Genomic DNA, 26,987 nt, shown 5'->3' with positions numbered 1-26,987 from the left:
ATAAGACGGTATCGATTCTGGGTAAGACCGACAGAGGTGTTATGGCCCATTATTGAATCGGGAGCCGGATGCCTTAATTGGGCAAGTCCGGTTCTGAGGAGGGGGGAAGCTTGAGTGATTGGCTTCCTCTACTCAACTAATTATTGATTAACTTTGGGAAATAATTTTTGCTTTATATTCTGGGCTCAGTAATACAAATATCAAATACGCGGCAGACAAGAGTGCAAAAACCAACCCCCCCCAAAAGGCACCGCCATCACACCAATCGGACAATTGACCGGCAACGATGTTTCCGATAAATACGGCCGTACCGCAGGTTAAATAATACAGGGCAAATGCTGTCCCCCTGAGGTTTGGCAATGTGGATTCAGCGATTAATGCCGATATCAACCCCTGGGTCATTCCCATATGCAAGCCTGCCAGGATCATCCCCCACAAAATTCCCATGGAGGTTTGGCTAAACAAAATAACGCAGTTTGTCACGGCCAAGACCAAAATTCCGGCCAAAAGCAGCTTGTGTCGGTTCCAGCGGTCGGCAAGCTTTCCGATCGGCAATGCGGCGCTTGCATGGACCAATTCATAAGCCACCATCATCAGCGGAAGCACGGCAACTGACCAGCCATGATCTTTTGCCCTGAGCGTTAAAAAAGATTCGCTAAATCGTGCCATCATCAATAAAAATGTAACAATTAACAGCTGCCAAAAGATGGGCGGTAAAAATTTGATATCCGCCAAATTCCAATCTTTTTTCTTGGCTGGCTGGCGGGGTTCAACGGCCGGCGTCACAAAAAAAATCAAAATAACAAAGGCTAGCGTTGCCGGAATAATAGATGCCCAAAAAATGAGGCGATAATTATGGTCGGTTACCCGCATCAATCCGGCGGCAATAATCCCACCAAACACAGACCCAAACATATACAGACTGTATCGAATGCCGTAACTTGACCCTTCTTTGTTTTTTTGGGAAAGATCGGCGATCAACGCATCCGTGGGGGCCGTTCGAATCCCTTTGATAATGCGATCCAGGGAACGCGCCGCAAAAATCCAGGTCATGCTTGTTGCCAGGGCGAACATGATTTTGATAACGATGCTAAAGAATGTTCCAACCATCATAATGGGTTTGCGTGACCGCCAATAATCGCTTAGGACACCCGAAAAAACTTTCGTTACGAAAGCGAGGAAAAGGGATACCCCCTCGATAAAGCCGATTTTGGTTTTGGAGGCCCCAAGAACATCCGTCAGGAAAATTGGCAGCAAGGTAAATACCATAACGGTCGCTGTGCTGCAGAAAAAGCTCATCCACCCAATCGCCCACAGGCTTTTGTTGTTATGTGGATTGGACGACATCATGAGGTACGACCGAATTTTGTGTGTCATGAATTCCTCTTTTCGATCATTGCCCACGGAAAAACTTCGTCGTCATTCTCTTGGCTCGCACGGGAATCTCTACAATATTTCGCAGGATGGTCAACGAAGAGCAAAATAGCTTCCTGGATGGCCACGTCGGGCCTTGCCCTCCTCGCCATGACGTCATGGCGAGCCGACGAAGGCGGCGTGGCCATCCAGGAAACACAACCAGATCTATTGATTGTGTAGAAAAATATCCTAGATCCTTGATCATATTCAATCAGCGCACCCAACGAGAATAAATGCGTAAAACTTTTTGTGATGATCTTAACCATTCTTTTACCACTTTGGAATTATGATACTAGTAAATCATACAAGTTACGAAAAAACAAATGGCAGAAAAATTTGTGCAAAATGGGGAGATTTCCCTTTGGACAGAAGATTTTGGGGATGCATCCAACCCAACTGTTTTATTGATGAATGGATTCGGGTCAAGCGGTGTCATGTGGCCTGTTACATTGTGTAAATATTTGGCCGCCAATGGACATCATGTGATTAGGTATGATCAACGGGATACCGGGTTGTCTGGTGCTATTGATTACAAGAAACACCCCTATCGTCTTATTGATTTGGCAGTAGACGCAACGCATGTGTTGGATGCTTATGGTGTTAACAACGCTCATATTGTTGGAACATCCATGGGTGGTTGTGTTTCTCAGTTAATGGCACTTCGTTTTCCGGAGCGCGTGAAAACACTCATTCTTCTTTCGTCGACATTTAATTTTGTGGGCCTTGTTTTAGCTGTGTTTATGGACAAAACGGATTGGCTGCCTCTTCCGGGGCCTAATACCTCGGCTGTAAGACATGTAAAGGCTCTCAATTCAACAGACCCCAAGAATCATGATCTTTGGCTTCGTAAATATGTTCGATTGATGAAGATTTCTAGCGGCAATAAGGCCCACTTTGATCCATTGGAATGGAAGGGGGTCATGGAAACAGTTTCTCGACATGTCAATCATGATGGAGATTTGAGTGTTTCCCATAATCATATGTTCGCCCTTAGGAAGGGGCCCTTTTATGTGCATAGCGAAAATATACACTGCCCGATTCTTATTATTCATGGATCCAGAGATCCGTACATTCCCCTAAAGCATGCCCGTGTTTTTGCGCATAAAGCCCCCAATGCAAAAAGAGTTGTGATTTATGGAATGGGACACTTGCTTGCAAAGGAATTTGAAAAGGATGTCAGCACAGCCCTTTTGAATTTTTTGCGCGATTCCTCCGGTGAAACAAACAAGCCCATGGTCCACGAACGAATCGCAACAGATGTTTGCAACTTTTGGCATGATCTTTTTTCGGTATTTTGGCATAAGGCTTAAATCATCACCCCTTGTCCTTGGCGCAAAATGGCTTCGGCTTCGGCAGTATAGGACCCATCCTCTGCATGAAGAATCATCCCTGGGCAAAGGCGCAGGGCCCCATGCGTATTTTTTGTGCCCCGGATTAACACGCGTTTTGCTGGTTTGTTTTTCCCGGGCCACAGGGGATAGATTCGAATATTGCCCAGCTTTCCAGAAAAAAAAGACAAAATCTGATCCAATCGGTCGGATCGGTGAATAAAGGTAACGCTGCCCTTTGGGCGAACCATCAGCAAACAAAATCGCGCCCATTGATCCAAATCGGCTTCGCCTTCGGTATTGGATGTCGCTTTGTTATCATGGGGAGAAATATTGTTTCTTGATACCTCTAGGTACGGCGGGTTTGTCATCACATGACTAAATGTTCCTGCCGCCAAGCGGGGCGGGGGCCGCAATAAATCACCCCGCAGAATCTCAACACGGTCACGTAATTTATTCGCCAGGATATTATCGGCGGCAAAACGAACGTAATCCCGCTGCAGCTCGACGCCGATAACCTTTATATTGGGGATCCGCATCGCAAGGCATATTGACGCGGCGCCAACACCCGCACCAATGTCCAGGACGGTCTCGCCAGGTTCCGCCTGGATTGATGCCGCCAGAAAAATGGGATCAATGGCGACCCTGTATCCTTGTCGGGGTTGGCGAATAAAGACGCGTCCTCCAAGCAAGAAATCTTCAGAAAAGTCAGCCTCTGGCTGATGCGGGTTCATTGTATTGTTATTCATAAAATTTCAATAGTTCCATTCATCTTTGGTATGGATTAAAGTCTTAGCATTGACCCAGTTTTTTTTGCTTTTGTGCACGGAATGACCATGAATCCTTCTTTTGATATACCAATATCACGGTTACAAACTGTTTTGCAGCCAGAAATGCATCACGTCAACCAATTGATCGTAAAAAGCCTGGATAGTGCCGTTCCTCTTATTGGTCAAATCGCTAATCATTTGATTTGGGCGGGCGGTAAACGTATTCGCCCTTTGTTAACCCTTGCGTGCAATCGCTTGTTTGCCGAACCGTCCGGTGGCACCCCCGATTTTAGCATGCATTTGGCGGCGGCGGTTGAATTAATCCATACGGCAACATTGTTACATGATGATGTGGTTGATGGCGCTGATTTGCGCAGGGGCCTGCAAACGGCCAACACGCTTTGGGGAAACACGGGCAGCGTTTTGGTGGGAGATTTTTTATTTTCACGATCCTTTCAATTGATGGTTGGGTGCGGGAACCTTGAGGTTTTGGGGGAATTGTCGGCGGCGGCCGCCCAAATCGCCAGTGGAGAGGTTTTGCAGCTTGTTGTTTCGCACGATCTGAACCTGACAATTGATATGTATAGGGATGTGATTGCATCCAAGACAGCCGCATTATTTGCCGCGGCCTGTAAGGTTGGTGGGATGATTGCCCCCATGCCAAAGGATCTAGAGGATGATTTATACAAATTTGGGCACAACCTGGGTATGGCATTTCAGGTTATGGATGATGTGTTGGATTATACAGTAAGCCAGGGTGGGGCCGACAAAGAAAAAGGGAATGATTTTTTCGAAGGAAAAGTAACGATACCCGTGATTCTTGCTGTTCAGGGAAACAGGAACCCCCAGTTTTGGCAAGACTGTTTTACAGCGGATTCAAGGAACCAGGGGGATTTCTTGCAAGCCATGGGTTTGTTGCATGAACAGGGTATTTTGGATGACTGCCGGGGTATCGCCCGTGATTTTGCACAAAAGGCAAAAGAATCGCTTTTAAAAATGCCTGATTGTTCCATTCGGGATGATCTGTTGGCATTAATAGCCTATTCCTATTCTAGGGAGTCATAGGATGGTTCCTTTGTTTGCTGCCCTATCCCATCGCGCCGTTATTCAGTTGAGTGGATCTGATAAGGTCGCCTTTCTGCAGGGACTTGTAACGAACGATGTCACAAAAGCGGGTCCGGAATGCCTGGTCTATGCGGCATTATTAACGCCGCAGGGGAAGTTTCTGCATGATCTGTTTATTTTTGAACGGGACGGAGACTGGTGGATTGATTGTGAACGGGACAGGGCAAGCGATCTGATAAAGCGTCTGTCTTTATATAGGCTTCGGTGTGATGTACAGCTGTTTGATGCAAGCCAAGACTATGCGGTTTATGTCGGGTGGGGCGGCTACAGCCATGGCATCACAGATCCACGGTTACCTGAAATGGGGACGCGGATTTATCTGCCAGCCCATGAAATTCCACCCTTTCCGTTGGCTCCCCTGGAGGCTTATGATTCCCATCGCCTGGCTCTGGGCATCCCCGACGGCAGCCGCGACATTCCCATTGAAAAAGGGATTATCCTGGAATGTGGCTTTGATGAATTGGGGGCGATCGATTGGGACAAGGGGTGTTATCTGGGGCAGGAATTAACCGCTCGCACACGCTATCGGGGGCTGGTTCGAAAACGTCTGCTGCCAGTCAAGATCGATGGCGAAGCGCCACCCCCTGGGATACCGGTATTTTTGGGCGATGATCCGGTTGGTGAAATGCGTAGTGCCACGGCTGATTATGGGTTGGCCCTGCTTCGGTTGGCTACTATTCGACAGACATTACCAGTATTGACGGCCGGTCAGAATCGACTCATTCCATTTGTACCAGGATGGATGAAATTACCACAAGAAGAATAAGTATAAATACTTTGTTTTTTTAATAAAAAATTAACCTTGATATGATTTAATCAATTATAGAATCAAAATTTTATCAAGGATATGAATTATGAGAAATTTGTTGGCAATTTTTTATTGCGCAGGGTCTGTCTTGACAGCGCAGGCCGCAAACACCGATCAAATATCGAATGAATCCATCACATTGGAAACAGGAACGCCACCAACGTTAAGGCGCATCCCTTCTATCCGGGCGTATCCATCAACAGAACTGGTCGAAATCAAACTTGATACAGAGGATTTGGACCTGGACCAAAGGCGAGGTTCCCTGGAAACGCACCCTGGCGACATCGCACAGGAATCATCGGAGGAATCGCCGAAGAACTCGTCAGCCCCGGAGTTAGGGATAGAAATAGACGCAGACATGGAGATCGAAAAAGAACCACGCAAGCGTTCTCTGGATCCGACATCGCCCCATCCCCACTTGGTTATCTCCGATAGCGCTTTTTTGAAATATTACAATTGCTTTTCAACATACAGTTGCTTTGTGGGACACAAGGTATTTAACGTTCTAAGCCTAGGCTCAGGCGTTGCTGTAGCAGGGTGTGCGGTTGGCAATGCTATTGCTCCAACAGAAGAAAACCGTGCTTTTTATGCCAGCGGGATACTGGCTTTTGGTGTTGCCTATAAAGGATTTAGTTGGCTCGGCAAATATGCAGAACACATGGTGAAAGAAAAAGAAGCAGAACATGAAAAATACTGGGCAGATAATCCTGTTTAAAGAATAAATCAACATCTGTTTTTGTCATGAAACGTCCTTGCCCAGCCCACCTTTACCGCTTGAGGGGGGCGGGCAATGGCCAACGATCCGTCGGGCACATCCTTTGTCACGGTGCTACCGGCGGCTACAATGACCCCTTCTCCGATTTTGATGGGTGCGATCAACGTTGAATTGGCCCCGATAAAGGATCCCGCGCCAATGATGGTTCTGGATTTTTTATACCCATCATAATTGCACGTGATGGTCCCAGCACCAATGTTGACCGAATCCCCAATGTCGCTGTCACCAATATAGGATAAATGCTTGGCCTTGGACTTTTTGCCAATAACCGATCCCTTGACCTCGACAAAGTTACCAATGCTGGATTCTGCCAAAAATACAGAATTCCCGCGCGTATGTGCAAATGGCCCAATGGTCACGCCGGATTCTGCGACGGTATGCTCCAGGTGACAAAAGGACATAACGGTGACATTTTCGTGCAATTTTACCCCGGGGCCAAACGTCACAAAGGGTCCAATGCGGCAATCTTTCTCCACATGGGTGTCATGGGCGAAAAAAATCGTTTCCGGCTGCACAAGGGTCACCCCGTTTTCCATCGCATTTGCCCGCCACCGATGTTGCAGGATCGATTCCGCCCGGGCTAATTCAGCGCGCGTGTTGATGCCCAGAAATTCTTCTTCATCAGCCTGGATCAACTTAACGGAATGACCGCGTTCATAAAATAAACCGACCATGTCCGTTAGATAATATTCCCCGGTTGTATTTTTATTGTTTAGCTGGGGCAGAATTTCCCGCAACAAGGATGCTTTAACTTTATAAACCCCCGCATTCGCAAGGGGCGATTCACGCATCTGGTCGGTTGCATCTTTGTATTCCACGATTCCCAAAGGAACACCCTTATCATCCAGCAGAATACGTCCATAGGGTTGGGCACGCCTTTCGGCTGTATCTAATGGCATTGCAACCAATGCCAAATCAGCATCGATCTCCATCAGGTGTTTTAACGTTTCCGGACGAATTAAGGGCGTATCCCCGCATAAAATCAAAACATCCCTTGATTGGTCCTCAATCGAATCAACCGCGCATTGAACCGCATGCCCCGTGCCCAATGGCTGATCCTGAATCACGGTTGTGACGGCGCCCAAAAACGGATGATGTTGCAGGCTGGGGGATATAACCGCAATCACTTGGCGGGGATCCAGCCCCAAAACAGCATTAAAAACATGCTGGATCATGGGCAACCCACCCAGGGGGTGCAAAACCTTTGACAGGGATGATTTCATCCTTTTGCTTTGACCTGCGGCCAAAATAATAACAGATAGCATTGTGGTTCCTTGTCCAAAAATCTGCTCAGTTTTCAGTTGAGCAAAAGAAAGACCAAAATGCAAGGATGTATGAAAATTTTAGCAATTCTCATTTTGAAAGAATTCAAGCTAGACCCAAGATGGATGATTGCCCTCAGTTTATCGGATTGTGCGTTTTTTATGGCCTTTAAAGGCCGAAAATAAGAGTTTTTTCAAAGTAAAATTGCTGATCGATGTTTCTATTGTTTTTCTATTCAAGATACATTATATACGTAATACAATATACAGAAAATTGAAGGTCCTGCAATTGCACATAAAATCTTTTTTGCTACATAAATCCATTTTGACTCTGTTTCTCGTTGCCCAGGATGGTGTTCATTCTTCTGCTTTTTCTGCGGATACACAGAGCGAGCAGGGTGCACAAAAAAAACACAGCAGGATCTTTAGTGATGATGATTGCATCACTCCAGATATAGAGATCAGTCAAAGGATTCAGAATATTATCAAGGAACGCAAAGAAATTAATGATAAGCAGGGTTCCGAAATTGCAAAATCCATAAAAGTGTACATGTGTTCAGGGGGAACAGAAGAAAAAGCTTCTCTTTGCATGGGTGATCTCATGGAATCTGTTCATAAGGACGCAGAAATATCAAGCCTCTATAGCCTTGTCAAAGGCTTAGCTTTTGCTGACCAATTAAGCATGATTGTTGACTTTGCAAAACGACTGAAAATTGAGACCCTGCTCAGGAGCGGAGACCCTACCCCGGAAAAGGCACACTTTATGCTTGCATTGTCAAATAGTCATTTCGACAGGGCTCTGGACCTGGAAGATATGGGAGATCTTCAAGGGAGTCTTGAATTACAAAAATGCGTCCTTAGATTAAGAGAGGCTATTAATCTAAATACCCATGATCCATATCTACGATGTATTTTTTTATTGCACGAATTGGGGAGAGATAAAGCTGCTCATGCTATTGCTTTGAAGGCAAAAAAATTGTTAGGCCCTGACAAAGAAATAGTGTACCGCCTGCTGATGTTATCAGTTGATGTGCCTGAGAAGGGCATAGAATACCTTGAAAATTATATAAAATTAGATCCCGATCCAGAGGATTTTGACAGACGGCTCCATCTTGCACAGCTATGCCGTATTTTTGCTAACGATGAAGATTTTTCCCCGGATGCATTGTTCAAAAGATCAGAAAAGCACAAGAAACTCGAAACGATAATGTTTAATTTACTGAATGATCACGTTGAGCCAAAAGTAAAATCAGCGATAAACGAAAGAGATTTACGTGTTGCTGATGTCGCAATGAAAACTGTTTTGTTATTTGGATATGCTGCTGCAGCACGCTCAAACAATCAAGAATTTTCTCGCTCCAAAGAATTGCTCGATGAGCTTGTTAAATCCATTGAAGATTGTCCAGAAGAGGCTCTAATGTGTCGAATAGAACGTTCAGAGCTGTATTATCGTATTGCCCAATCAATGTTAGCGAGCAAACAAAATAAAAAAGCTATTGAGTTTAATGAGGGGAATATCGACAATATTAATCTAATGAAAACATTAGATAGAATTTTTATCAAAGAAAAAACAATGGATGTCGAGGAAAAAAAGAAGATGGATGAGGAGGTCAATAGTCTTTTTAATCGGGCGAAAGAAATAAACCCTTCGTTTTTTGGTCAATATGCCTCATTTTCTGAATTTCCAGGCATAGAGGTTCCAGATGCTTCTGAACGATTGAGGTTTCCTCATTAAACCGTTTTCAATAAATCTGCATGAGTTCGGGTCGATTTCTGGGTTGCTTTGTCCGGCGGCGGGCCGCGCGCCCTTCGCGCAATGACATCATCATGGCGAGCCGACGAAGTGAAGCGTGGCCATCCAGGAAACTCACTAATCATTTATGAAAATGGTATTAGAATTGCCAAAAGCATCCATCGCAGTGCATTCGAATTTCTTGCAAAGTGGATCCATAGTGACTAATCTATTAACAGTTTATTAATAATCTGTGTCATAAAAATTTGCAGACAAATAAAACGAATCCAAATCTTGTTCGGCGTTGTTTCCTGGGGATGATTGGCGCATCGTTTTTGCCACTCATTAAGTCAGCATCGGCCGTGCCTTTTCTAAGCAAGACGTTGCGATCTGATCGGGCGCTTAGTTTTTATAATACGCATACCGGTGAATCGTTAAAACGATGTGTGTTTTGGGCAAATGGACGTTTCGATCCACAGGCATTGCGATCGATCAATCGATTGTTTCGTGATCACCGCAATAATAAATCTATTCCAATAGATCCTAATCTTATCTTGTTCCTCCACAATTTATCAAAAACTATGGGAACAGATAAACCCTTTCATTTGATTTCTGGCTATAGAAGTCCCGAAACAAATGCTTTATTGAGGCTGAGAACGCACGGGGTTGCCAGCAAAAGTCAGCACACGATCGGCAGGGCGGCTGATATTTTCGTAGAAGGCAGAAGCCTGAAGCAAATTCAAAAGGCAGCCCTTTCGTTGATGGCTGGTGGCGTTGGTCGCTATGACAGTTTTGTCCACGTGGACACAGGAAAAATACGTAGCTGGTAATTTGCTCAATTCCAATATTTCCACTCATTTTGAGTATAAATCTCAGTCCACCGCCCCTCCCATTAGAATAAAGTTCTATATTTTTGCTTTTTTTTGTAATAAAATTTTTTATCGTGATTTTTTCACAAAGATAGATTGAATTTTTTAAAAATATTTAGTTAAAATTAATGAGATACAGATGATAACGAGGAGTAAAAACGTGCATGGCGCTGAATTTGCAAGATAGACAGGATGTTCTCAATCATGAAGAACAATTTATGAGCTCAACTCAACTCGACTATTTCCGATCAAAACTTCTTAGCTGGCGCGATCAGCTTTTGCGAGAATTTGGTGAAACAGTAAACCAGATGCAAGACGCAAGCAATAACGAAGCTGACGTTATCGATCTTGCCTGCAATGAAATGAATCGCGCTATAGAACTTAGGACTCGCGATAGAGAACGCAAATTAATCAATAAGATCAACGAAGCCCTTCGCCGAATTGACGATGGAACGTACGGATATTGCGAAGAAACAGGCGAGCCTATTGGTTTAAAAAGACTTGACGCACGACCGATAGCCACCCTAAGCATCGAAGCCCAGGAACGTCACGAAAAACGTGAACGCGTTTATTGCGAAGAAGCACAACGCTAAGCCTTTTGGTGATTCTACCCCCATCATCCTTGGAGATTTTGATTAGCCCCGAGGATGAGATCACCTTATCAAAAGGGCTAGAAAAATCAACCAACCAAGTATCTGATTGGTTTTGAAAGTTCCTAGGCAGCTTTCCTGGTCTTCTGGGGTCCATCGCCCTAAGATATAGCCGGAAACACAGGCAAGGATACTGACAATCACAAAATAGCTGGCTGAATACTGGAACAAAATTCCGCTTGTCACCAGTAACAAAATCATCCCGCCATAACATAATGCAGGAAGCTTTTTGGGGGAATCCTTGAACAATACGGCCGTTGATTTGATGCCAATCCTGATATCATCCGTCACATCCTGAAAAGCGTAAATGGTATCGTAGGCCAACGTCCATAAAATCCCAATTGTATAAAAAACAATAACCGGAAAAAGCAAAGACGGGGTCGCGTCAACACCCCAGGCAACAATAACGCCGCTATTAAAGGCAAGGCCCAATACAAGCTGCGGCCAATATGTCACCCGTTTTGCATAGGGATAAAAAAGCAGCATCACAAACGCAACCAAGGATATTATCTGGGCCGTTTGTGACAGGGCCGCAAAGGCCAACAATCCACTCAGGCAGAAAAAAATGAACACGATTATAGCAGTGGTCACAGTAATTGTTTCAGCAGCCAAGGGTCGCAATGCCGTACGCTGTACATCGCGATCATAGTTTCGGTCCGCAATATCATTGGAAATGCATCCGGCGCTCCGCATACAAATGGACCCAACAAAGAATAACAATAAATACCCAAAGAATGGCGCTGTCATCAGTTGGAACACCAAGGCCACCCCCCACCAACACGGAATCATTAAAAGCCAAATCCCGATTGGTTTATCCAATCGACAAAGGTGGATCAGTGGACGAATTTTAGATATAACCATAACAGAGACCTCGTACCAAAATGGACTATATGACCCGACTCTATCTGAATGCATCCCTGTTTGCCAGGGAACAAATCCTTTTATCTGTTGAGCAAAGCCATTATATTGCCCGTGTATTGCGATTTCAGAAGGGGGATGCCATTCATATGTTCAATGAACGGGATGGAGAATGGTCAGCCGAAATCACCGAAGGACACAAAAAACAAGTCATCGTTGAGCTGAAAACCCAAGTGCGCGTCCCTAAGCCGACCGCCCCCCTGTGGTTGGCATTCAGCATTATAAAGCATGATCCCCTGATGTTCATGATTGAAAAAGCAACAGAATTGGGGGTGACTCACCTGCAGCCGCTGATTGCGGACCGTTGCAATACGCATAAAGCCAACGAAGAAAAACTTTATAAAAATGCACTGGAAGCCACGCAACAATGTGAACGTCTTGATGTGCCAACGGTATTGCCGGGGCGGCGATTAGATGATTTTATCCGCGCCCTGCCAAATGACATTTGTTGGTTTGTGGCGTTCGAGCGAAGCGACGCGCAGCCCCTTGTTTCCGCTTTGCAAAAAATAAAACCAACAGCTTGTGGCTTTATAATTGGGCCAGAGGGTGGGTTTTCGCCCGCAGAAAAGGATTTGCTATCCAGATCCCAGAACATTCATCCCATAACATTGGGGCCGCGGATTCTGCGCTCTGAAACGGCCGCCATTAGTTCATTGGCAATTTGCCTTGGGATGCTTGGTGAATAAGTCATTCAAAACATTGAAAATATGTTAATATTGTTTCTAATTTTCATTAAATCATAAACGTAAACCGCAAAGGAATGCCCCCATGATAAAAACCGCCTGCTTTTTATATTCGTCGGCCTTATCGCTATCGGCTATTTTGGCGTTTTCTGCCTCTGATGTTTTTGCCAGCATCCCAACTGTCCCCGCTGCCAAGGGTTTGACCATTCAGGATGCGATGTCTGGGGCCTATAAAAACAACCAGGATCTTTTAGAAAAGCGTCAAAGTGTTTTGGCCGGGCACGAACAATATGTGCAGGCAGCTGCGGGCTGGCGTCCAAAGGTAAGGCTTGATGCAAGTGTGACTGGGTCCCAAACGATCAATTCAGGCGATGCTAAAAACACAGAATCATTCCAAACATCATCTGAATCCACAGCAAACACCCGCGCAGGGGGGATTACATTCAGTCAAAATCTGTTTAATGGTGGGGCAACAGTGGCTGCCACAGAGGGCGCTGACAAGGGTATCCGGGCAGCGTGGGCATCCGTTAGGGCGGCGGAACAAGAAACATTATTGGGTTCTGTCGCTGCATTCTTGGATCTGTTGTCTTTGCAAACAAAAATAAAATTATTGGAGGCCGCTGAACAAGCCAATAAAAAGAACCTAGAGGCAGCCGAAGAAAAGCTGAAAATTGGCGAAGAAACAATGACTCAGGTCGCCAATGCCGAAGCAAAATTGGCCGATATTACCGCCCAATTGCAAACAACACGCGCGGAGCTTGAGGGGGCCAAGGCAACGTTTATGCGTCTGACGTCCATTCAGGCATCGTCGGATTTAACAAAACCAGATCTTCCAAAGAATTTGCCCATGATTCTGGAAAATGCAATTCAATTGGGATTGGAGCAAAACCCAGCTGTCATAGCTGCGCAATTTGAACATCTTGCAGCAAAGGCAGAAATTGACAAGGTGGCTGGCGGATTATTCCCGCAGGTTGATTTTGAGGCCTCCTCTGCACGTCAGGAATCTCTGTCCCATAACGATTATAACAATATTAATGGCCCAGTCACGCGATCAAATAATTACAACACAAACAATAGCATCGTGTTAAAAGTCAGCGTTCCTTTGTATGAAGGGGGGGCGATTCGATCCCAGAAAAGACAGGCGCATGAAGTTTCCGTTCAAAAACGTATCGCCATTGAAAAGGCAAGGAACACAACCAGAGAACAAATCACCCAATCATGGCAAAAATTCCAAGCGGCCAAAAGCAATATTGAGAATTACCAAAAACAGGTGAAGGCATCTGAAATCAGCCTGGAGGGCACAAAACAAGAAATGGCCGTTGGAACAAAAATTCTGCTGGATGTTTTGGATGCCCAAACGGCATTGCTGGAGGCTCAAATGAAATTTGTAGAGGCCGAAAAGACCTATTTCCTGGAATGTTTTCGTTTATTGGCGACCACAGGTCAATTAAATGCGCAATTCTTAAAATTACCTGTTGATTATTTTAACCCTGAATCCCATTATCAGATGACAAGTGAACGGTTTTAGGTATATATAAGTCTTGGCACAAACTAAGAGGAATTTTACGATGGCGCAACGGGATGATCAAAATGACGATATGTCAATGGAGGAGATTTTAGCCTCCATTCGGCGATATGTGGTTGATGAAACGATGCCCTCTCCTGGGCGACCAGAGGTTGATCGACCCGAAATTCAGCAACCTGAAAGGGGCGAGGTTATTCGCCTGACCGAAGCTTATGAGGTGGCGCGTCCCCCTCAGCCGCCAATTCAGAAGCCTCAAGAACCGATTCAAAGGGAACCTGCGTCCTCTACTGGGGCTTTTTCCCGGTTGGCGGAGGTTGCAAAAAAGGCCGAACGACAAGAATCTGCTGTGCCGCCCAGTTCATCTGTTACGGTGGATCATTTGTTCGCCGAAATCGCCCGCCCCATGATCAAACAATGGCTTGATAAGAATTTGCCTGACATTGTGGAAACTATGGTTAATAAAGAAATTGAACGTATCACCAAATCATCATAACAATTCAGAGCCATGACAACAGAACTTACATCATATGCCGAAGACACCGCCCTATATTCCGATAAACCGCGCCTTGACCGGTGGTTGAGGCGTTTGTATCCTCATCTAACACAGGGCTTTATCGAAAAATCATTGCGCCAAGGAAAAATCTTGCTTAATGGGAAAAAAGCAAAAGCAAGTAGCCGCGTCAATGCAGAGGATAACGTTGAAATCAACCAAACCCTCGATCTTACCATAGAGGACGCAGTCCTGTCGGCGGCCGATTCTTATACGGATGCAGAAATTGCAGCCCTAAAAGCTTTTATCCTGTGGGAAGATGACGATATCTGTGTGCTCAACAAACCGCATGGCCTGGCAACCCAGGGGGGTACAAAGACATACCGTCATTTGGATGGTCTGCTGCAGGCTTATGGTCGCGGAAAGCCTTTTAAATTAGTTCACCGCCTGGATCGGGACACAAGTGGCGTCTTGATCGTTGCTAAAACTGCGGAAATGGCATCCAAATTGTCCAATGATTTTAAATTCAATCGAATTAAGAAAATTTATTGGGCGGTTGTGCGTGGGACTCCAAAACCAACCAGCGGTTGTATTGATGTGCCCATTGGTAAAGAAACGTTTCAGGGTCAAGAAAGAATGGTTGTCAGCCATGATCACGGAAAGCCAGCCAGAACGAATTACAAGGTTTTGGGAATGGTCGACCAAGATAGCAGCTGGGTGGAGCTAAGGCCAGAAACAGGACGAACCCATCAAATAAGGGTCCACCTGTTGTCGATTGGGCATCCGATCATTGGCGACATGAAATATGGCTGGACAAAGGATAGCTGGGACGAAGGTAAGAAAAACCTCCATCTACATGCACGTCAAATTACGATCACGTCCAGGACAGGGGAAATATTAACGTTTACGGCCCCGCCACCACCGCACATGATCGAATTGGTATAAAAAAGGAAGGGGGGCTAAAAAACCCCTCAATCCCTTAAAACACCACCGCAGGCGCGTCCAATTTCCCTAACAACACTGTCGCTCAATACCTGAAGATCGGTATCGCTTAATGTACGGTCCGACGCCTGCAGGCGGACCTGGAACGCGATGGATTTTTTACCATCGGGCAATTTATCCCCACTATAGACATCAAAAATCACAATATCCTGAATCAGGGTTTTATCAATTTTTTGGATTGTTCGAATCATTTGATCTGCCGACATGCCGCGATCAACGATAAACGCAAAATCACGCGTGACCGGTTGATAGGGGGACAGGGTTGGCGGGGTCAGCTTTCGTTTGATTTCCTTGGGCAGGGTATTAATAAAAACCTCAAACGCGACAACGGGGCCCGCAATCTCAAATTCCTTGACCAGGGTTGGATGGATTTCACCAAAATAAGCCAACGTTCGTTGCCCCTGTTTGATGGCACCTTTGCGACCCGGGTGGTAATAATCTGGTGCAGAATCGACAACCTGATATGATGATATACCAACCAAATCCAGAATGGCCACCACATCGGCTTTGGCATCATAAACGTCAACGGGGCGCGGATTCTGAGCCCAATGACGCGGACCTGTTTGAAGGCTGCGCACACCACTCAGCATGGCTTCCTCGGCAAAATCGGTTGACGTTGGTTTGAATTGACGCGCCAATTCGAAAAAAGCCCCATTAACTTGGCTTTTGTTTTGATTGGCTGCGATGGCTTTTAAATGGCCCGGCAATAAGCTTGGGCGCAACACAGCCATTTCTTGGTTCAGGGGCATTTCTAATTCTATGCTGTCGCCAAATTTTTGGGCCGTTTCCTGATCTATCAGGGACCACGTATAAATTTCTTGCAACCCACGATGACACAAAGTTTGTTTCAGTATGTAAGATTGGTCGTTGTCCAGCGGGGGCCGTTTCAGGGGAAGTGACGTTGCCTGGATTTTGTCATAGCCCCGAAGGCGCACGATTTCCTCCACCACGTCAACATCCAGGGTGATATCATGGCGCCATGATGGGACGTCGACTGTGATTTGTTGATCCGTTTGGCCAAGGACAGAAAAACCAAGGCGCTGCAGTATTGGGGCCGCATCAATCAAAGTCAAAGATTGATCCCCGCTGATCCCCCGCAGTTTTTCCAATGACAAAGAAATTGTCTTTTTTGACAGAAAAGCATCGCCCGCTTCTTGTGCCAGGCTTGGTGCCCCACCGCACCAATCCAAAATCCATTGCGTTGCGATTTCCAACCCCAATTGGACGTCTGCTGGATCAACGCCGCGTTCAAATCGTGTGCGGGATTCACTCAAGATCCGAAGTGCGCGCCCAGTTTTGGCAGTCTGAATGGGGTCAAAATATGCCGATTCAAGAAAGACACGAGTTGTTTTAGGGGTGCAACTTGTCGCAACGCCACCCATTATACCCCCAAGGGATAGGGGGCCAGATTCGTCCGCAATAACGGTCATGCCATCCTGAAGTTGATAGGGTTCGCCATTCAATGCATCCAGAACCTCGCCCGCTTTTGCTGATCGGACAACAAGCCCCCCCTGGATTTTATCCGCATCATAGACATGCATTGGACGACCAAGGTCAAGGCAGATATAATTCGTGACATCGATTAACGCGGACAAACTTCGTTGACCAACGCTGGCCAGACGGCGCTGGACCCATTCTGGGCTTTGCGCATTTTGAACACCCTCGATAATGCGCCCTGTGAAATAAAGACAATTTGGGTCAGTTATTTGCACAGAAATAGGGCAGGGATTTTGCACGATAATTTTTGGTACTGTTAAATCTTTCAGTGTGCCCAAACCATAGGCAGCCAAGTCACGTGCAACGCCACGCACGGAAAAACAGTCACTTCGGTTCGGTGTGATGCTGAGCTCGATCACAACATCATCCAGGCCATCCAAAGCTTGGGCAAGATCCGACCCGGGGGCAAGGTTCGTTTTTAAATCGATGATCCCCTCCGATTTTTCATCCAGCAGCAATTCCTCGGCAGAACATAGCATGCCAAAGCTATCAACGTTTCGGATCGTTCCCTTTTTCAGGGGTTGCCCTGTCACCGGAATCATTGTTCCAACGCGGGCAAAGGCGACCTTCATACCCTGGCGTACGTTTGACGCCCCGCAAACAACCTGAACCAGCGGACCTGTGCCATCGTCAACCTGACATAAGCGAAGGCGATCGGCATTGGGATGGGGGATGGCTTCGACAACCATCCCCACCACAAAACCTTTTAAGCGCTCTGCCGGGTTATCGACATGCTCGACTTCTAGCCCGATTTGGGTTAAAGCCTCAACAATTTCTTGTACGCTTGCGGTTGTGTCCAGGTGGTCTTTCAACCAATTTACGGTCAATTTCATATAAAACGATTCCTGTTATACTTTTCAGGCTTTTGCCTGTGAATTAAGGTATAACATAAACCTTATGAATTGTCCCGCCTGGACAGTAACCCTTTCGTTAGTTCAAAGGCTTTTGAAGCTCGAAATGATACAAACCATAGGCGCCTGATTCCATAGTCCCTGAACCGCCATCTAGATAGTATTCCCAACGCCTTTTGAACCTTTCGTCAAAAACAGCTGGGTTGGAGGTCTGAATTTCATTCCAATTTTCATGAAATTTATCAGACCAAGCAGCCAGTGTTTTTGTATAATCCTTTCCAAACTGGAAAACATCATTGACTTGAAGAGAGGCATTTCTTGCTTCGGCTATAATTCTTTCTGGTGTTGGGAATTGGCCGCCTGGGAAAATGTAACGCATCAGCCAACTCAGCTCTTTTGTTCTTTTGTCATAATTTTCTTCATTGGCATCAACCATTGTGTGAAGCATGGCTTTTTTCCCTGGTTTTAAACAATCGTGTACTTTTACAAAAAATTCTCCCCAATATTTCTCCCCAACATGTTCAAACATTCCGATTGACACAACGTTGTCATATTGAACAGTCACATCGCGATAATCCTGCAGACGGAATGTGGCTTTGTCTGCAAATCCTTTATCGATCGCTCTTTGATTGGAATATTTAACTTGTTCCTCTGACAGGGTGATTCCCGTAACATAATGTCCGCGAGCTGCAGCAAATTCGGCAAAACCGCCCCATCCGCAGCCTATTTCCAGAATTTTGCTTCCGGACGTGGCGTTGAGGCGATCCAAAATACGTTGATACTTGTTTTGCTGAGCCTGTTCCAGATTCATTGCTTTTCGACCATTGTAGTCATACAAAGCACAGCTATACGTCATTGATGAATCAAGCCATGGCCTATAAAATGGATTACCCAAATCATAATGTGCCTGGATATTGTCAACAGCCTTTCCTTTGGAGGATTCAGTAAAAAAGCTATATATGCTATGTGCAAATTTATTGCAACAATTACCCTCAAGGGCTTTTCCCAGAACTTCGTGGTTTAATCGGAATACTTCGGCGGCCCTTCTGACATCAAACGCATCCCATTCTCCTAGTTCGTAAGATTCCCCTAAGCCAACTTCACCTCTCGAAGACAAACGCGATGAAAAACTGCCCAGATCATTAATGGTAATGATGGCGTACTTGTCTTGATCAACTGATCCCTCGAACTTTAAGAATCTATTGCCAAATTCTGGCAATTTAATTTTTATCGATCCAATTTCTATTTCGGATAAAATGCTCAAAACTTGTCTTGGAACATAATCAAGCTCTTGTAAGTCAATTGTTGGCTTGCTCATATAGTCATCATCGTGTTCCTCTATTGGCCGAAATATATCACCACTTGCAGCTGCCTCCTTGCTCTCCTCCTCAAATTGCGCCAAGCTTGCCGCATAGGTCGCAGATACCCCAAGGGACGAGAGCAAGGTTGCTGCTGCGACATAGGGCAAAAATTTCTTCTTAAAAAACATAAATACTCCTGATTTGTTAAATACACCGGAACCTTTGTTAGTTTGCCCATGTAAAGGTTAATTTTTTCTAAAGATTGATTGGCGACTTTAGAAATCAGGGGGCGCTTTTAAATGTCACAGGGATTATGCTAACATCAATTTTTAGTCTAAAATTAGGATACGACGATTCACTTAATTACTGATCAGAACGCCCTTGATACATTTTGTGCGGATCTTGTTAATCAAAACCCTGCGTTTATCTGCATTGATACGGAATTTATGCGTCAACACACGTATTGGCCGCAATTATCATTGATTCAAATCGCCACCCCAGAGGAGGCTGTTATCATCGATCCCCTGGTTCATGATCTGTCCCTGCAGCCTATGGCCCCCTTTCTGCAGGATGAAAAAATCACAAAAGTTTTTCATTCAGGCCGTCAGGATATTGAAATTTTTTGGCATTTATTGGGTGATACGCCAAAGCCAATTTTTGATACGCAAATTGCTGCTGGATTTTTAGGGATGGGTGATGGCATTGGATACGAGAAATTGATCCAAGAAATTCTTGGGGTTGCATTGGACAAAACGAATCAGTTTACAGATTGGTTGAAACGCCCCCTGAGGCCAGCTCAATTGGATTACGCCCTGGGAGATGTTGTGTATTTATGTCAGGCTTATCCGATTTTAATCGATCGTCTGCAACAGAAGGGCAGGGAAGGTTGGGTAATGGCAGAAAGCGCATCGCTTCAAAATGCAGCCCTATATCAGCCTGATGAACAGCAAGCCTGGCGACGCATCAAGCATCACATCAAGCATTGGAATCACTTATTTATTCTAAAATCCCTTGTTGGATGGCGAGAATTAGAGGCACGCCGTCAAAACCTCAACCGTGGAGCTCTGATAGAGGATCGGGCGCTAATTGACCTGGCTCATCGTGGGTTCCTCGAGGAAGGTGAGCTTGAGAAACCTCTGACGGATTATCGGCAGCAGATAACATCCTTGGGTTTGCTAGAATCATTCTTTTCATCGTACAAGGTGGCACACGATCTGATAGAGGGGGATGATGATTCCCTGATACAAAACACGACGCAAGCAGAATTGAAAAGCCTGCATCCAGCACCCGCATTACCGGATGTGGAGAAACGAATTCGGACCCTTCGTGCCGGCGTGCAAGATGCGGCATTGACCCTTGGGATCCCCGCCAATTACATTGCAAATCGACACGATATTGATTCATTTGCAAGCCAGCCCGATTCAGATCATAAGCTGGCAAATGGTTGGAGACGAGAAGTATTACAAGGTAACCTAAGTGATGATTTTTTTGATTTAGATTGAAAATACTTCAAGAAAGCGTTAGTTTTTCATTCAGGAAATCACTACATAAATAAGGAATTGTATGGAAGAAGTTATTGGCGGAATATCAGCAGGGCAATTACGTGCCTTTATTGAAAAAATAGAACACATGGAACAAGAAAAATCGGAAATGCAGGAATTAATCCGCGAGGCCTTTGCCGAAGCAAAAAGCGAAGGGTACGACGTTAAGGTTATGCGACAATTGATCAAGATACGCAAGATGAAGAAAGAAGATCTTGTGGAGCAAGAGGAATTGTTGGAACTGTACCGTCAGGCGCTTGGCGAATAAGACGTCTTACCGCGCAAAAAGGGCAAGGTTGCCAGGCTCAAAATAATCATGCACGTGAAAACGGGAACGATAGTCCCATTGTAAAAAAAGGATGTTCCCGTAACGATAATTGATAAAAGACCGTTTCTTATAAATGACACAAAGGCAACGGCCAGGGCTTTATCCTCTATAAATGTTTCATAAGCGCATGTTGCACATGTAGCCGAGCTATAACACAAGCCTGCATTCAAAAAAACCATAGATAGTATAATAAAATCTTCTGATGTTTGATTGAACAAAAGAGACAGAAAGGCTGTTGCGGCGAATAAAGACGTGGTCGTGAAAACAACTTTTAGGGTGGCATCCATTCCGAATTTGGACAACACGGAACGATAGGTTAGTGTGCTTAGAATATTGATCCCCATCGGCACAAGCTGAAGATGTGAATATTCCACAGGGCTTAGGTGAAAGTGATCGATAAAAATAAAAGAACTGTTTGTGATGTAAAGGGCCAACAAGATAACAGGCAAGGAATGACCAAGAGTCATCGTCATAAACCGTCGACTGGAAATAAACTGCTTTAACTTGCCCCCTAGATTTGAACGATCTAATTTTTTTTTGGCCATCAAATGCGTTTCCGGCAAAATAAAATACAAAGCAACACCAATGATAATGGGGACCGTTCCCAGGAACCAAAAAATCGACGGCCATCCCCATGCCCTAAAAAAACGTGCCCCAATGATAGGGGCAAGGGCATAGGATGTCGGAAACACTATCCCATAGGTTGCAACATATTTAGCATATTCAACGCCACTAAATAAATCTGATAAAATCACCAACGCAACGACACTAATTCCGCCCCCACCGATGGCTTGTATAAAACGCGAGAACAAAAACATATGAATGTTTGTTGATAACGCACACATCATAGAGCCAAGGGAAAAGAAAAAAATCGTTATAAGAATGGCTTTTCGCCGACCGTGTTTATCGCCAAAGTATCCATAAAAAATACCAACAAAGGATGATATAAACGGCGATATCATCAAGCTAACCTGCATCACGTGTTCGGTGGTATCGAAATGGCGCACAAGGTACGGTGCGCATGGCAAATACATATCCATGCTGGCAAGCATCATGGCAACCGCTGACATAAGAAGCGCCGGCACCACAAACCGTATGCGGTCAAATGTAATCATGGGATTGATTTAAGAATTTTTGCTGCCTCTAAAGCACCATAGGTTAAAATAGCGGACGCCCCGGCGCGTTTGAAAGCCATCAGACTTTCCATCAGGGCATCGGCCCCATTTAACCATCCCAAAGAATCTGCGGCCTTAATGGATGCGTATTCTCCGCTAACTTGATAGGCAAACGTTGGCACATGAAATGTAGAGCTGACCCTGTAAAGAACATCTAAATACGGAAGGCCTGGCTTAATCATGATGATATCGGCCCCCTCGCGCAGGTCATGTGCAACTTCCCGCATGGCCTCGTCAGCATTGGCGGGATTCATCTGATATGTTTTTTTGTCTTCTGGTCCCTGAAGGGGGTTGGCACCAACAGCGCATCGAAAAGGTCCATAAAACGCAGATGCATATTTCACAGCATAACTGAGGATCATTTTGTTTTGATAATCACCGCGATCCAGAACGGCCCGTATGGCACCAATTCGCCCATCCATCATGTCAGATGGGGCCAGGATATCGGCGCCAGCCTCTGCCTGAACCAGGGCCTGGTGACATAGAATTTCAAGGGTTTTATCGTTATCAACGTTTCCATTGTGCACAATACCATCATGTCCGTGGTCGGTGTAGGGATCCAGGGCCACATCTGCAATTAATCCAATCTGGGGATTCGCTTGTTTAATCGCACGCAATGCACGGCAAACTAGATTTTGGGGATTTGTGGCTTCCTTACCCATGGAACATTTAAGTGTTGGGCACGTCAGGGGGAAAACGGCAACGGCCGAAATTCCCAGGGCAGATGCCTCCTCGATAATGCGGGGAAGTTCGTCAATTGTATAGCGCAAGATCCCGGGAAGGGACGGAATAATCGGGGAGATATTTTGTTCGCGCACAAAAATCGGCCAAATCAAATCATTGACTGTCAGACAGGATTCGGCCACCAGATTCCTGATCCAGGGATTTTGACGAACACGCCTAAGGCGCGTTTGTGGAAAAGCGCTTTGGTCAAAATGACTCATCGCCCCTTATCCCCTTTGTAACAATAGTTCGTCGCTGTCCACTGACTTTCCGAACTGTTTCAGTAAATCTTGGGCGGTGAGGGTGGCTCTTTCCTCTCCCTTGACATCGTAAATGATTTTCCCTTCGTGAAGCATAACAGTTCGCGTTCCAAAATTCAGCGCCTGTTGCAGGCTGTGGGTCACCATAAGGGCGGTTAATTTTTTTTCCGCAACAATTGTTTGTGTTAGTTGCATAACAAATGCAGCCGTTTTTGGGTCCAACGCAGATGTATGTTCATCCAAAAGCAGGATCTTGAGGGGGCTCAGCGTTGCCATTAAAAGGCTAACCGCCTGCCTTTGTCCGCCGGACAACATTGACATTGTTGCATCCAGACGATTTTCCAATCCCAACCCCAGGGTTTCCAGGGATTCTTTGAATTTATCCCGATCCTTGGTTGACAATGCCCAGCTTAGGCCCCGCGATTTACCCCGCCGTTCGGCCAACGCAAGGTTTTCAGCGATCGTTAAATCACCGCAGGTTCCAGCAAGGGGGTCTTGGAAAACACGGGCGACTTGTTTGGATCTTTTGTGGCTTGGAAGATCGGTCACCCGATCGGTATCAATTATTATGGACCCTGACGTTGGGATGGATTCCCCAGCAATAGCATTAAGGAGCGTCGATTTCCCGGCGCCATTGCTGCCAATGACTGTGACGAATTCACCTTCGCTGATCCTAAGGCTGATGCCCCGTAATGCTTTTCTTTCCATCACCGTACCCGGCGAGAATGTCACATGAATATTTTTTAATGTAATCATTATTGTGTATCCTTTTGACTGATTTCCCACAAAACAATTCCCCCGTCACCCCGTGGCCAAATGGTTGACCATGGCACGGGGTCTATATGGATCCCGCGATCAAGTCGCGGGATGACGTGGGGTGAATCATCTGGAATGGGCATAAGTAGTACCTGTGACATCTAAGATAAGGCTTTTACGTGTCGTTTCAAGGACGGCAAAAGCATAGCAAGGGCGACCAAAATTGACGTTACAAGATTAAGATCCGACGCTTGCAACCCGAAATCGCTTGCGTTAAGGGCCATTGCAATTACAAGACGATACAGGATTGCCCCAAACACGCAGGCCAAAATTGCCTGAAAAATTGTTCTTATTGGCAGGACTGCTTCGCCAATGATAACGGCGGCCAAACCAATAATAATTGTCCCGACGCCCATTGTAACGTCAGCAAAACCGTGAATTTGCGCAAACAGGGCCCCCGCCGTTGCAACCAATGCATTGGAAACGCTTAGTCCTAGCCATATCATTTTGTGATCGTTGATGCCTTGGGCGCGGCTCATGCGGGCGTTGCTTCCGGTTGCGCGAATGGATAAACCAAGGCGTGTATTGAGGAAGCAATAAATAAGGCCCGAAAACACAGCAATGATAATGGCCAACGGAACGACATGGCAAGAAACAAACCCATTAATAAAGGTAAACCATTCGGTTACGATTGTTTTTTCACCCAGTAGGGCGATGTTGGAACGTCCCATGATGCGCAGATTCAGGGAATACAATGCTGTCATTGTTAGAATGCCGGCCAACAAATTGAGCATCTTTAGGTGGGTCGACAGCCATGCCGTGATGAGGCCCGCTAAGGCACCAGCCAAAATGGCAGCGCCTGTCGCGATGACTGGATGAACCCCATGTACAATCAAGGACGCGCAAACCGCCGCCCCCAAAGGAAAGCTTCCGTCCACTGTCATATCGGGAAATTGCAGGGTGCGAAAGGACAAAAATACACCTATAGCAACCAAACTATAGATAAGCCCCATTTCAACAGCCCCTATGAATTGAATCCAGTTCATTGGTTTATTTACCCTCCTCGTGTGCTTGAATCGCTGTTTGCTCCACAACCGGAGGAATAGCGAGCCCGACCTTTTGTGCGGCACGTGTATTGACCAGTGTGAAAAGTGGATGATTGATCGCAACGGGAATTGCGCCTGCGGATTCACCCTTTAAAATTCTAACAACTATGTCCCCTGCAATTTTTCCCAGAACCCGTCTGTCATATCCCCGGGTCGCAATGGCACCTGCAGCCACCGACCCTGTGTCGGCGGCAAAAAGGGGGAGCTTATGCTTTTCTGCAATTTGTACGATGCTGTTCATGGCTGCAACCACAGTATTGTCGTTGGGGACATAAACGGCATCGACCTTGCCCACAAGATTTTCCATGGCGATGCTGGCTTCGCTGGTTCTGTTGGTTGTTGCTTCCACCAATTGGATTCCTTGTTTTTGGGCGCCATCCCGTAATTTTTTAACCATGATAACGGAATTCACTTCGCCGGCATTATAAAGCACCCCTAATCTCTTTAGAGTTGGCAAGAATTGAAGCAAAAGGTCAATTTGTGATTCCACAGAAAGGGCATCGCTAACACCGGTAACGGCCTCCTCCCTTTTTTCCAAATTCTTGACAAGCTTGGCTGCCAAAGGATCAGTCACGGCCGAAAATACAAGCGGAATGTGTTGAGCCATACACGTTGGCAGGGCTGCCTGCGCAGAGGATGTTGAAAGCGCCACCATAACCTTTGGATGATATCCAGCCATTTGGGTTGCTATTTGCGTGGCCGTGCTTATATTGCCTTGGGCATTTTGATAAATGATTTTAATTGTTTTGCCGTCCACAAAACCGGCCGCTGCCAATGCTTCGATGACCCCCTCGCGTTCTTGATCCAGGGCAGAATGCTCGATAATTTGGGTAATGGCAATAACGGGCAAATCATGATGAAATGACGCAGATGTATTTTTGTTGGATGTCTGCTTTAGGACAAAAAATGATACAAGGGCAATGACGATGGCAAGAAGGACTTTTCGTATACTCATGATGACAAATACCTTTTACGTCGCAAGATATAATATGAATTGGCTGCATTAAAATCGGTGTTCTGATGAGCGCTACTATACCCAATCTAAATGAAAAAGTTGATTTTTATGTTTGATCTTTTGCCCATAAACAGCGACAAAAAAATCCTTAAATAGAATAGCTATTCTCGGTTTTTTTGTCTTGTTTCTGAACAAAATCTCTGTCATAAAATTTCAACTTTTTCATTCATCTTGGGTATAAATCGATGGCGAAATTTAAAAATGGCAAAGTTTGTCACGATAAAGGGTTCCATGCTTAACTATTGGAGAACAAAATACACCCTTCAGTATGCCTTAATCACGACGGATTTTGCAAGATATACTAAAAAAGAGATGCTTGGATAATATCATTTTTTTTGATATCCTGATTCTGATGCCTCTCGCGCGCCGCTGAGGATTTTAATGCGAAATTAATACTTATGCGATAAAGTATGATATTAAGAGAAGAAGGCTTTAATCAGAACGACCTTCGTAACCATTTTATTTACTAAGGACCTATAAACATAATGACCATGCCAAACCGTCCTTTAGATCGCCTGCTAAACCGTCTTTCTCAAAAGGAACACAATCCATGGGCAATGCTTGCTCTTGGGATTGTTGTTGGCTTTTTGGCATTAACCCTGGTATTTAAACTTTCCAAGCCCATCATAAAGTCAGCCTGCGTTTATATCCTAGAATCAGATCAGGATAAAGGATCCGGTCGACAAAGCCGCGTTGCCACAATCGAGGGGGCAACCGTCACCATGGGCACAATGACCAAACGCATCGCATCCGTTGGTAATCTAAAGGCTAATGCATCGGTAACTATCAGAGCAGAAATGCCCGCCCGGATCAAAGAATTGCCCTTTACTGAGGGGGGAAGTGTTAAGGCAGGGCAAGACATTATCCGATTCGAAGATGCTGATGCGCAGGCGGATATGAAACAAGCAGAAGCCCAGGTCCTGCTGGCTAAGGCCGATTTTGATCGTGTATCAAAGTTGCATGATCAAAAAATTGGTAGCGTTAAGGAATTCGACAAGGGAAAGGCCGAGCTTGCCATGGCGGAAGCCAGGCTTGATGGGGCTAAAGCGAAACTGGATAAAACCGTTATCAAAGCGTCATT

26 protein-coding genes are annotated in these 26,987 nt (G+C 45.5%); 14 read left to right on the top strand and 12 right to left on the bottom strand.

Annotation, left to right across the window (positions count from 1 at the left end; genetic code table 11):
- Window positions 1–147: 147 nt before the first annotated feature.
- Window positions 148–1,377, bottom strand: coding sequence for an MFS transporter (locus tag NTX76_02830; protein ID MCX7338205.1), 1,230 nt, complete (start codon window positions 1,375–1,377; stop codon window positions 148–150).
- A 362-nt stretch (window positions 1,378–1,739) separates the two neighbouring features.
- Between NTX76_02830 and NTX76_02825 the strand changes: the two genes are divergently transcribed.
- Window positions 1,740–2,726, top strand: coding sequence for an alpha/beta hydrolase (locus NTX76_02825; GenBank protein MCX7338204.1), 987 nt, complete (start codon window positions 1,740–1,742; stop codon window positions 2,724–2,726).
- Here NTX76_02825 and NTX76_02820 read toward each other — a convergent pair.
- Window positions 2,723–3,493 carry a methyltransferase gene (locus NTX76_02820; GenBank protein MCX7338203.1) on the bottom strand — a complete coding sequence of 257 codons (771 nt, stop codon included), beginning with the start codon at window positions 3,491–3,493 and terminating at the stop codon, window positions 2,723–2,725. The two genes, NTX76_02825 and NTX76_02820, sit on opposite strands and share 4 nt — an antisense overlap.
- A gap of 87 nt (window positions 3,494–3,580) precedes the next feature.
- Between NTX76_02820 and NTX76_02815 the strand changes: the two genes are divergently transcribed.
- The 3 genes from NTX76_02815 (at window position 3,581) to NTX76_02805 (ending at window position 6,162) form a co-directional block, all read left to right on the top strand.
- Window positions 3,581–4,579, top strand: a complete 999-nt coding sequence (locus NTX76_02815) for a polyprenyl synthetase family protein (GenBank protein MCX7338202.1) — start codon at window positions 3,581–3,583, stop codon at window positions 4,577–4,579.
- Window position 4,580: 1 nt separating this feature from the next.
- Window positions 4,581–5,405 carry a folate-binding protein gene (locus tag NTX76_02810; protein ID MCX7338201.1) on the top strand — a complete coding sequence of 275 codons (825 nt, stop codon included), beginning with the start codon at window positions 4,581–4,583 and terminating at the stop codon, window positions 5,403–5,405.
- Between the two features lie 88 nt (window positions 5,406–5,493).
- Window positions 5,494–6,162, top strand: a complete 669-nt coding sequence (locus tag NTX76_02805; GenBank protein ID MCX7338200.1) for a hypothetical protein — start codon at window positions 5,494–5,496, stop codon at window positions 6,160–6,162.
- Window positions 6,163–6,170: 8 nt separating this feature from the next.
- Here the strand turns inward: NTX76_02805 and glmU are convergent, their stop codons facing one another.
- Window positions 6,171–7,487 carry a bifunctional UDP-N-acetylglucosamine diphosphorylase/glucosamine-1-phosphate N-acetyltransferase GlmU gene (glmU, locus tag NTX76_02800; GenBank protein MCX7338199.1) on the bottom strand — a complete coding sequence of 439 codons (1,317 nt, stop codon included), beginning with the start codon at window positions 7,485–7,487 and terminating at the stop codon, window positions 6,171–6,173.
- Window positions 7,488–7,773: 286 nt separating this feature from the next.
- Between glmU and NTX76_02795 the strand changes: the two genes are divergently transcribed.
- The 3 genes from NTX76_02795 (at window position 7,774) to dksA (ending at window position 10,678) form a co-directional block, all read left to right on the top strand.
- Complete coding sequence (locus NTX76_02795; protein MCX7338198.1) at window positions 7,774–9,219, top strand: hypothetical protein; 1,446 nt, start codon at window positions 7,774–7,776, stop codon at window positions 9,217–9,219.
- Window positions 9,220–9,482: 263 nt separating this feature from the next.
- Complete coding sequence (locus NTX76_02790) at window positions 9,483–10,046, top strand: DUF882 domain-containing protein (protein ID MCX7338197.1); 564 nt, start codon at window positions 9,483–9,485, stop codon at window positions 10,044–10,046.
- A 203-nt stretch (window positions 10,047–10,249) separates the two neighbouring features.
- Window positions 10,250–10,678 (top strand): RNA polymerase-binding protein DksA, encoded by a 429-nt coding sequence (dksA, locus tag NTX76_02785; protein MCX7338196.1) that lies wholly within the window; start codon window positions 10,250–10,252, stop codon window positions 10,676–10,678.
- Between the two features lie 60 nt (window positions 10,679–10,738).
- Here the strand turns inward: dksA and ubiA are convergent, their stop codons facing one another.
- Complete coding sequence (gene ubiA / locus NTX76_02780) at window positions 10,739–11,596, bottom strand: 4-hydroxybenzoate octaprenyltransferase (GenBank protein ID MCX7338195.1); 858 nt, start codon at window positions 11,594–11,596, stop codon at window positions 10,739–10,741.
- 20 nt (window positions 11,597–11,616) lie between these two features.
- Between ubiA and NTX76_02775 the strand changes: the two genes are divergently transcribed.
- From NTX76_02775 to NTX76_02760, 4 genes are all read left to right on the top strand, one after another.
- Window positions 11,617–12,339 carry a 16S rRNA (uracil(1498)-N(3))-methyltransferase gene (locus NTX76_02775; GenBank protein ID MCX7338194.1) on the top strand — a complete coding sequence of 241 codons (723 nt, stop codon included), beginning with the start codon at window positions 11,617–11,619 and terminating at the stop codon, window positions 12,337–12,339.
- A gap of 82 nt (window positions 12,340–12,421) precedes the next feature.
- Window positions 12,422–13,864: a TolC family outer membrane protein gene (locus NTX76_02770; protein ID MCX7338193.1), complete on the top strand. Its 1,443-nt coding sequence runs from the start codon at window positions 12,422–12,424 to the stop codon at window positions 13,862–13,864.
- Between the two features lie 40 nt (window positions 13,865–13,904).
- Window positions 13,905–14,354, top strand: a complete 450-nt coding sequence (locus tag NTX76_02765; GenBank protein ID MCX7338192.1) for a DUF2497 domain-containing protein — start codon at window positions 13,905–13,907, stop codon at window positions 14,352–14,354.
- A gap of 12 nt (window positions 14,355–14,366) precedes the next feature.
- The gene (locus tag NTX76_02760) at window positions 14,367–15,296 is read left to right on the top strand and encodes an RluA family pseudouridine synthase (protein MCX7338191.1); all 930 of its coding nucleotides are present in this window, start codon (window positions 14,367–14,369) and stop codon (window positions 15,294–15,296) included.
- 26 nt (window positions 15,297–15,322) lie between these two features.
- On the opposite strand, the gene pheT is transcribed toward NTX76_02760, so the two are convergent.
- Both pheT and NTX76_02750 read right to left on the bottom strand, forming a co-directional pair.
- On the bottom strand, window positions 15,323–17,683 hold the full coding sequence (gene pheT, locus NTX76_02755; protein MCX7338190.1) for a phenylalanine--tRNA ligase subunit beta: 2,361 nt from the start codon (window positions 17,681–17,683) through the stop codon (window positions 15,323–15,325).
- Window positions 17,684–17,780: 97 nt separating this feature from the next.
- Window positions 17,781–19,190: a cyclopropane-fatty-acyl-phospholipid synthase gene (locus NTX76_02750; protein ID MCX7338189.1), complete on the bottom strand. Its 1,410-nt coding sequence runs from the start codon at window positions 19,188–19,190 to the stop codon at window positions 17,781–17,783.
- A 174-nt stretch (window positions 19,191–19,364) separates the two neighbouring features.
- Between NTX76_02750 and rnd the strand changes: the two genes are divergently transcribed.
- Window positions 19,365–20,504 (top strand): ribonuclease D, encoded by a 1,140-nt coding sequence (rnd, locus tag NTX76_02745; protein ID MCX7338188.1) that lies wholly within the window; start codon window positions 19,365–19,367, stop codon window positions 20,502–20,504.
- Between the two features lie 61 nt (window positions 20,505–20,565).
- Window positions 20,566–20,811 carry a DUF2312 domain-containing protein gene (locus NTX76_02740; GenBank protein ID MCX7338187.1) on the top strand — a complete coding sequence of 82 codons (246 nt, stop codon included), beginning with the start codon at window positions 20,566–20,568 and terminating at the stop codon, window positions 20,809–20,811.
- On the opposite strand, the gene NTX76_02735 is transcribed toward NTX76_02740, so the two are convergent.
- Genes NTX76_02735 through NTX76_02710 form a run of 6 tightly spaced genes read right to left on the bottom strand, consistent with a single transcriptional unit; the run spans window position 20,793 to window position 25,846 of the window.
- Entirely contained in the window at window positions 20,793–21,986 is a 1,194-nt protein-coding gene (locus NTX76_02735) for an MFS transporter (protein ID MCX7338186.1), read from the bottom strand. The two genes, NTX76_02740 and NTX76_02735, sit on opposite strands and share 19 nt — an antisense overlap.
- Complete coding sequence (gene hemB / locus NTX76_02730) at window positions 21,983–22,990, bottom strand: porphobilinogen synthase (GenBank protein ID MCX7338185.1); 1,008 nt, start codon at window positions 22,988–22,990, stop codon at window positions 21,983–21,985. The genes NTX76_02735 and hemB overlap by 4 nt, the downstream gene beginning before the upstream one ends.
- A gap of 6 nt (window positions 22,991–22,996) precedes the next feature.
- Window positions 22,997–23,785 carry an ABC transporter ATP-binding protein gene (locus NTX76_02725; GenBank protein MCX7338184.1) on the bottom strand — a complete coding sequence of 263 codons (789 nt, stop codon included), beginning with the start codon at window positions 23,783–23,785 and terminating at the stop codon, window positions 22,997–22,999.
- Complete coding sequence (locus NTX76_02720; protein MCX7338183.1) at window positions 23,785–23,928, bottom strand: hypothetical protein; 144 nt, start codon at window positions 23,926–23,928, stop codon at window positions 23,785–23,787. The genes NTX76_02725 and NTX76_02720 overlap by 1 nt, the downstream gene beginning before the upstream one ends.
- A gap of 18 nt (window positions 23,929–23,946) precedes the next feature.
- Window positions 23,947–24,831, bottom strand: coding sequence for an ABC transporter permease (locus NTX76_02715; GenBank protein ID MCX7338182.1), 885 nt, complete (start codon window positions 24,829–24,831; stop codon window positions 23,947–23,949).
- Window positions 24,832–24,835: 4 nt separating this feature from the next.
- Window positions 24,836–25,846, bottom strand: coding sequence for an ABC transporter substrate-binding protein (locus NTX76_02710; protein ID MCX7338181.1), 1,011 nt, complete (start codon window positions 25,844–25,846; stop codon window positions 24,836–24,838).
- A gap of 545 nt (window positions 25,847–26,391) precedes the next feature.
- On the opposite strand from NTX76_02710, the gene NTX76_02705 reads away from it, so the two are divergent.
- On the top strand, window positions 26,392–26,987 hold a 596-nt coding region (locus NTX76_02705), incomplete at its 3' end, for a biotin/lipoyl-binding protein (protein ID MCX7338180.1).

The organism is Alphaproteobacteria bacterium (genome assembly GCA_026400645.1).
Classification (GTDB): domain Bacteria; phylum Pseudomonadota; class Alphaproteobacteria; order Paracaedibacterales; family CAIULA01; genus JAPLOP01.
The sequence above is the reverse complement of the archived record's forward strand: the minus strand, read 5'-3'. Positions and strand labels throughout refer to the sequence as shown.

Coding starts and splice junctions, on each gene's coding strand:
- NTX76_02830 (MCX7338205.1), bottom strand. CDS start 1,377: ATGACACACAAAATTCGGTCGTACCTCATGATGTCGTCCAATCCACAT.
- NTX76_02825 (MCX7338204.1), top strand. CDS start 1,740: ATGGCAGAAAAATTTGTGCAAAATGGGGAGATTTCCCTTTGGACAGAA.
- NTX76_02820 (MCX7338203.1), bottom strand. CDS start 3,493: ATGAATAACAATACAATGAACCCGCATCAGCCAGAGGCTGACTTTTCT.
- NTX76_02815 (MCX7338202.1), top strand. CDS start 3,581: ATGAATCCTTCTTTTGATATACCAATATCACGGTTACAAACTGTTTTG.
- NTX76_02810 (MCX7338201.1), top strand. CDS start 4,581: ATGGTTCCTTTGTTTGCTGCCCTATCCCATCGCGCCGTTATTCAGTTG.
- NTX76_02805 (MCX7338200.1), top strand. CDS start 5,494: ATGAGAAATTTGTTGGCAATTTTTTATTGCGCAGGGTCTGTCTTGACA.
- glmU (MCX7338199.1), bottom strand. CDS start 7,487: ATGCTATCTGTTATTATTTTGGCCGCAGGTCAAAGCAAAAGGATGAAA.
- dksA (MCX7338196.1), top strand. CDS start 10,250: ATGGCGCTGAATTTGCAAGATAGACAGGATGTTCTCAATCATGAAGAA.
- ubiA (MCX7338195.1), bottom strand. CDS start 11,596: ATGGTTATATCTAAAATTCGTCCACTGATCCACCTTTGTCGATTGGAT.
- NTX76_02775 (MCX7338194.1), top strand. CDS start 11,617: ATGGACTATATGACCCGACTCTATCTGAATGCATCCCTGTTTGCCAGG.
- NTX76_02770 (MCX7338193.1), top strand. CDS start 12,422: ATGATAAAAACCGCCTGCTTTTTATATTCGTCGGCCTTATCGCTATCG.
- NTX76_02765 (MCX7338192.1), top strand. CDS start 13,905: ATGGCGCAACGGGATGATCAAAATGACGATATGTCAATGGAGGAGATT.
- NTX76_02760 (MCX7338191.1), top strand. CDS start 14,367: ATGACAACAGAACTTACATCATATGCCGAAGACACCGCCCTATATTCC.
- pheT (MCX7338190.1), bottom strand. CDS start 17,683: ATGAAATTGACCGTAAATTGGTTGAAAGACCACCTGGACACAACCGCA.
- NTX76_02750 (MCX7338189.1), bottom strand. CDS start 19,190: ATGTTTTTTAAGAAGAAATTTTTGCCCTATGTCGCAGCAGCAACCTTG.
- NTX76_02740 (MCX7338187.1), top strand. CDS start 20,566: ATGGAAGAAGTTATTGGCGGAATATCAGCAGGGCAATTACGTGCCTTT.
- NTX76_02735 (MCX7338186.1), bottom strand. CDS start 21,986: ATGATTACATTTGACCGCATACGGTTTGTGGTGCCGGCGCTTCTTATG.
- hemB (MCX7338185.1), bottom strand. CDS start 22,990: ATGAGTCATTTTGACCAAAGCGCTTTTCCACAAACGCGCCTTAGGCGT.
- NTX76_02725 (MCX7338184.1), bottom strand. CDS start 23,785: ATGATTACATTAAAAAATATTCATGTGACATTCTCGCCGGGTACGGTG.
- NTX76_02720 (MCX7338183.1), bottom strand. CDS start 23,928: ATGCCCATTCCAGATGATTCACCCCACGTCATCCCGCGACTTGATCGC.
- NTX76_02715 (MCX7338182.1), bottom strand. CDS start 24,831: ATGAACTGGATTCAATTCATAGGGGCTGTTGAAATGGGGCTTATCTAT.
- NTX76_02710 (MCX7338181.1), bottom strand. CDS start 25,846: ATGAGTATACGAAAAGTCCTTCTTGCCATCGTCATTGCCCTTGTATCA.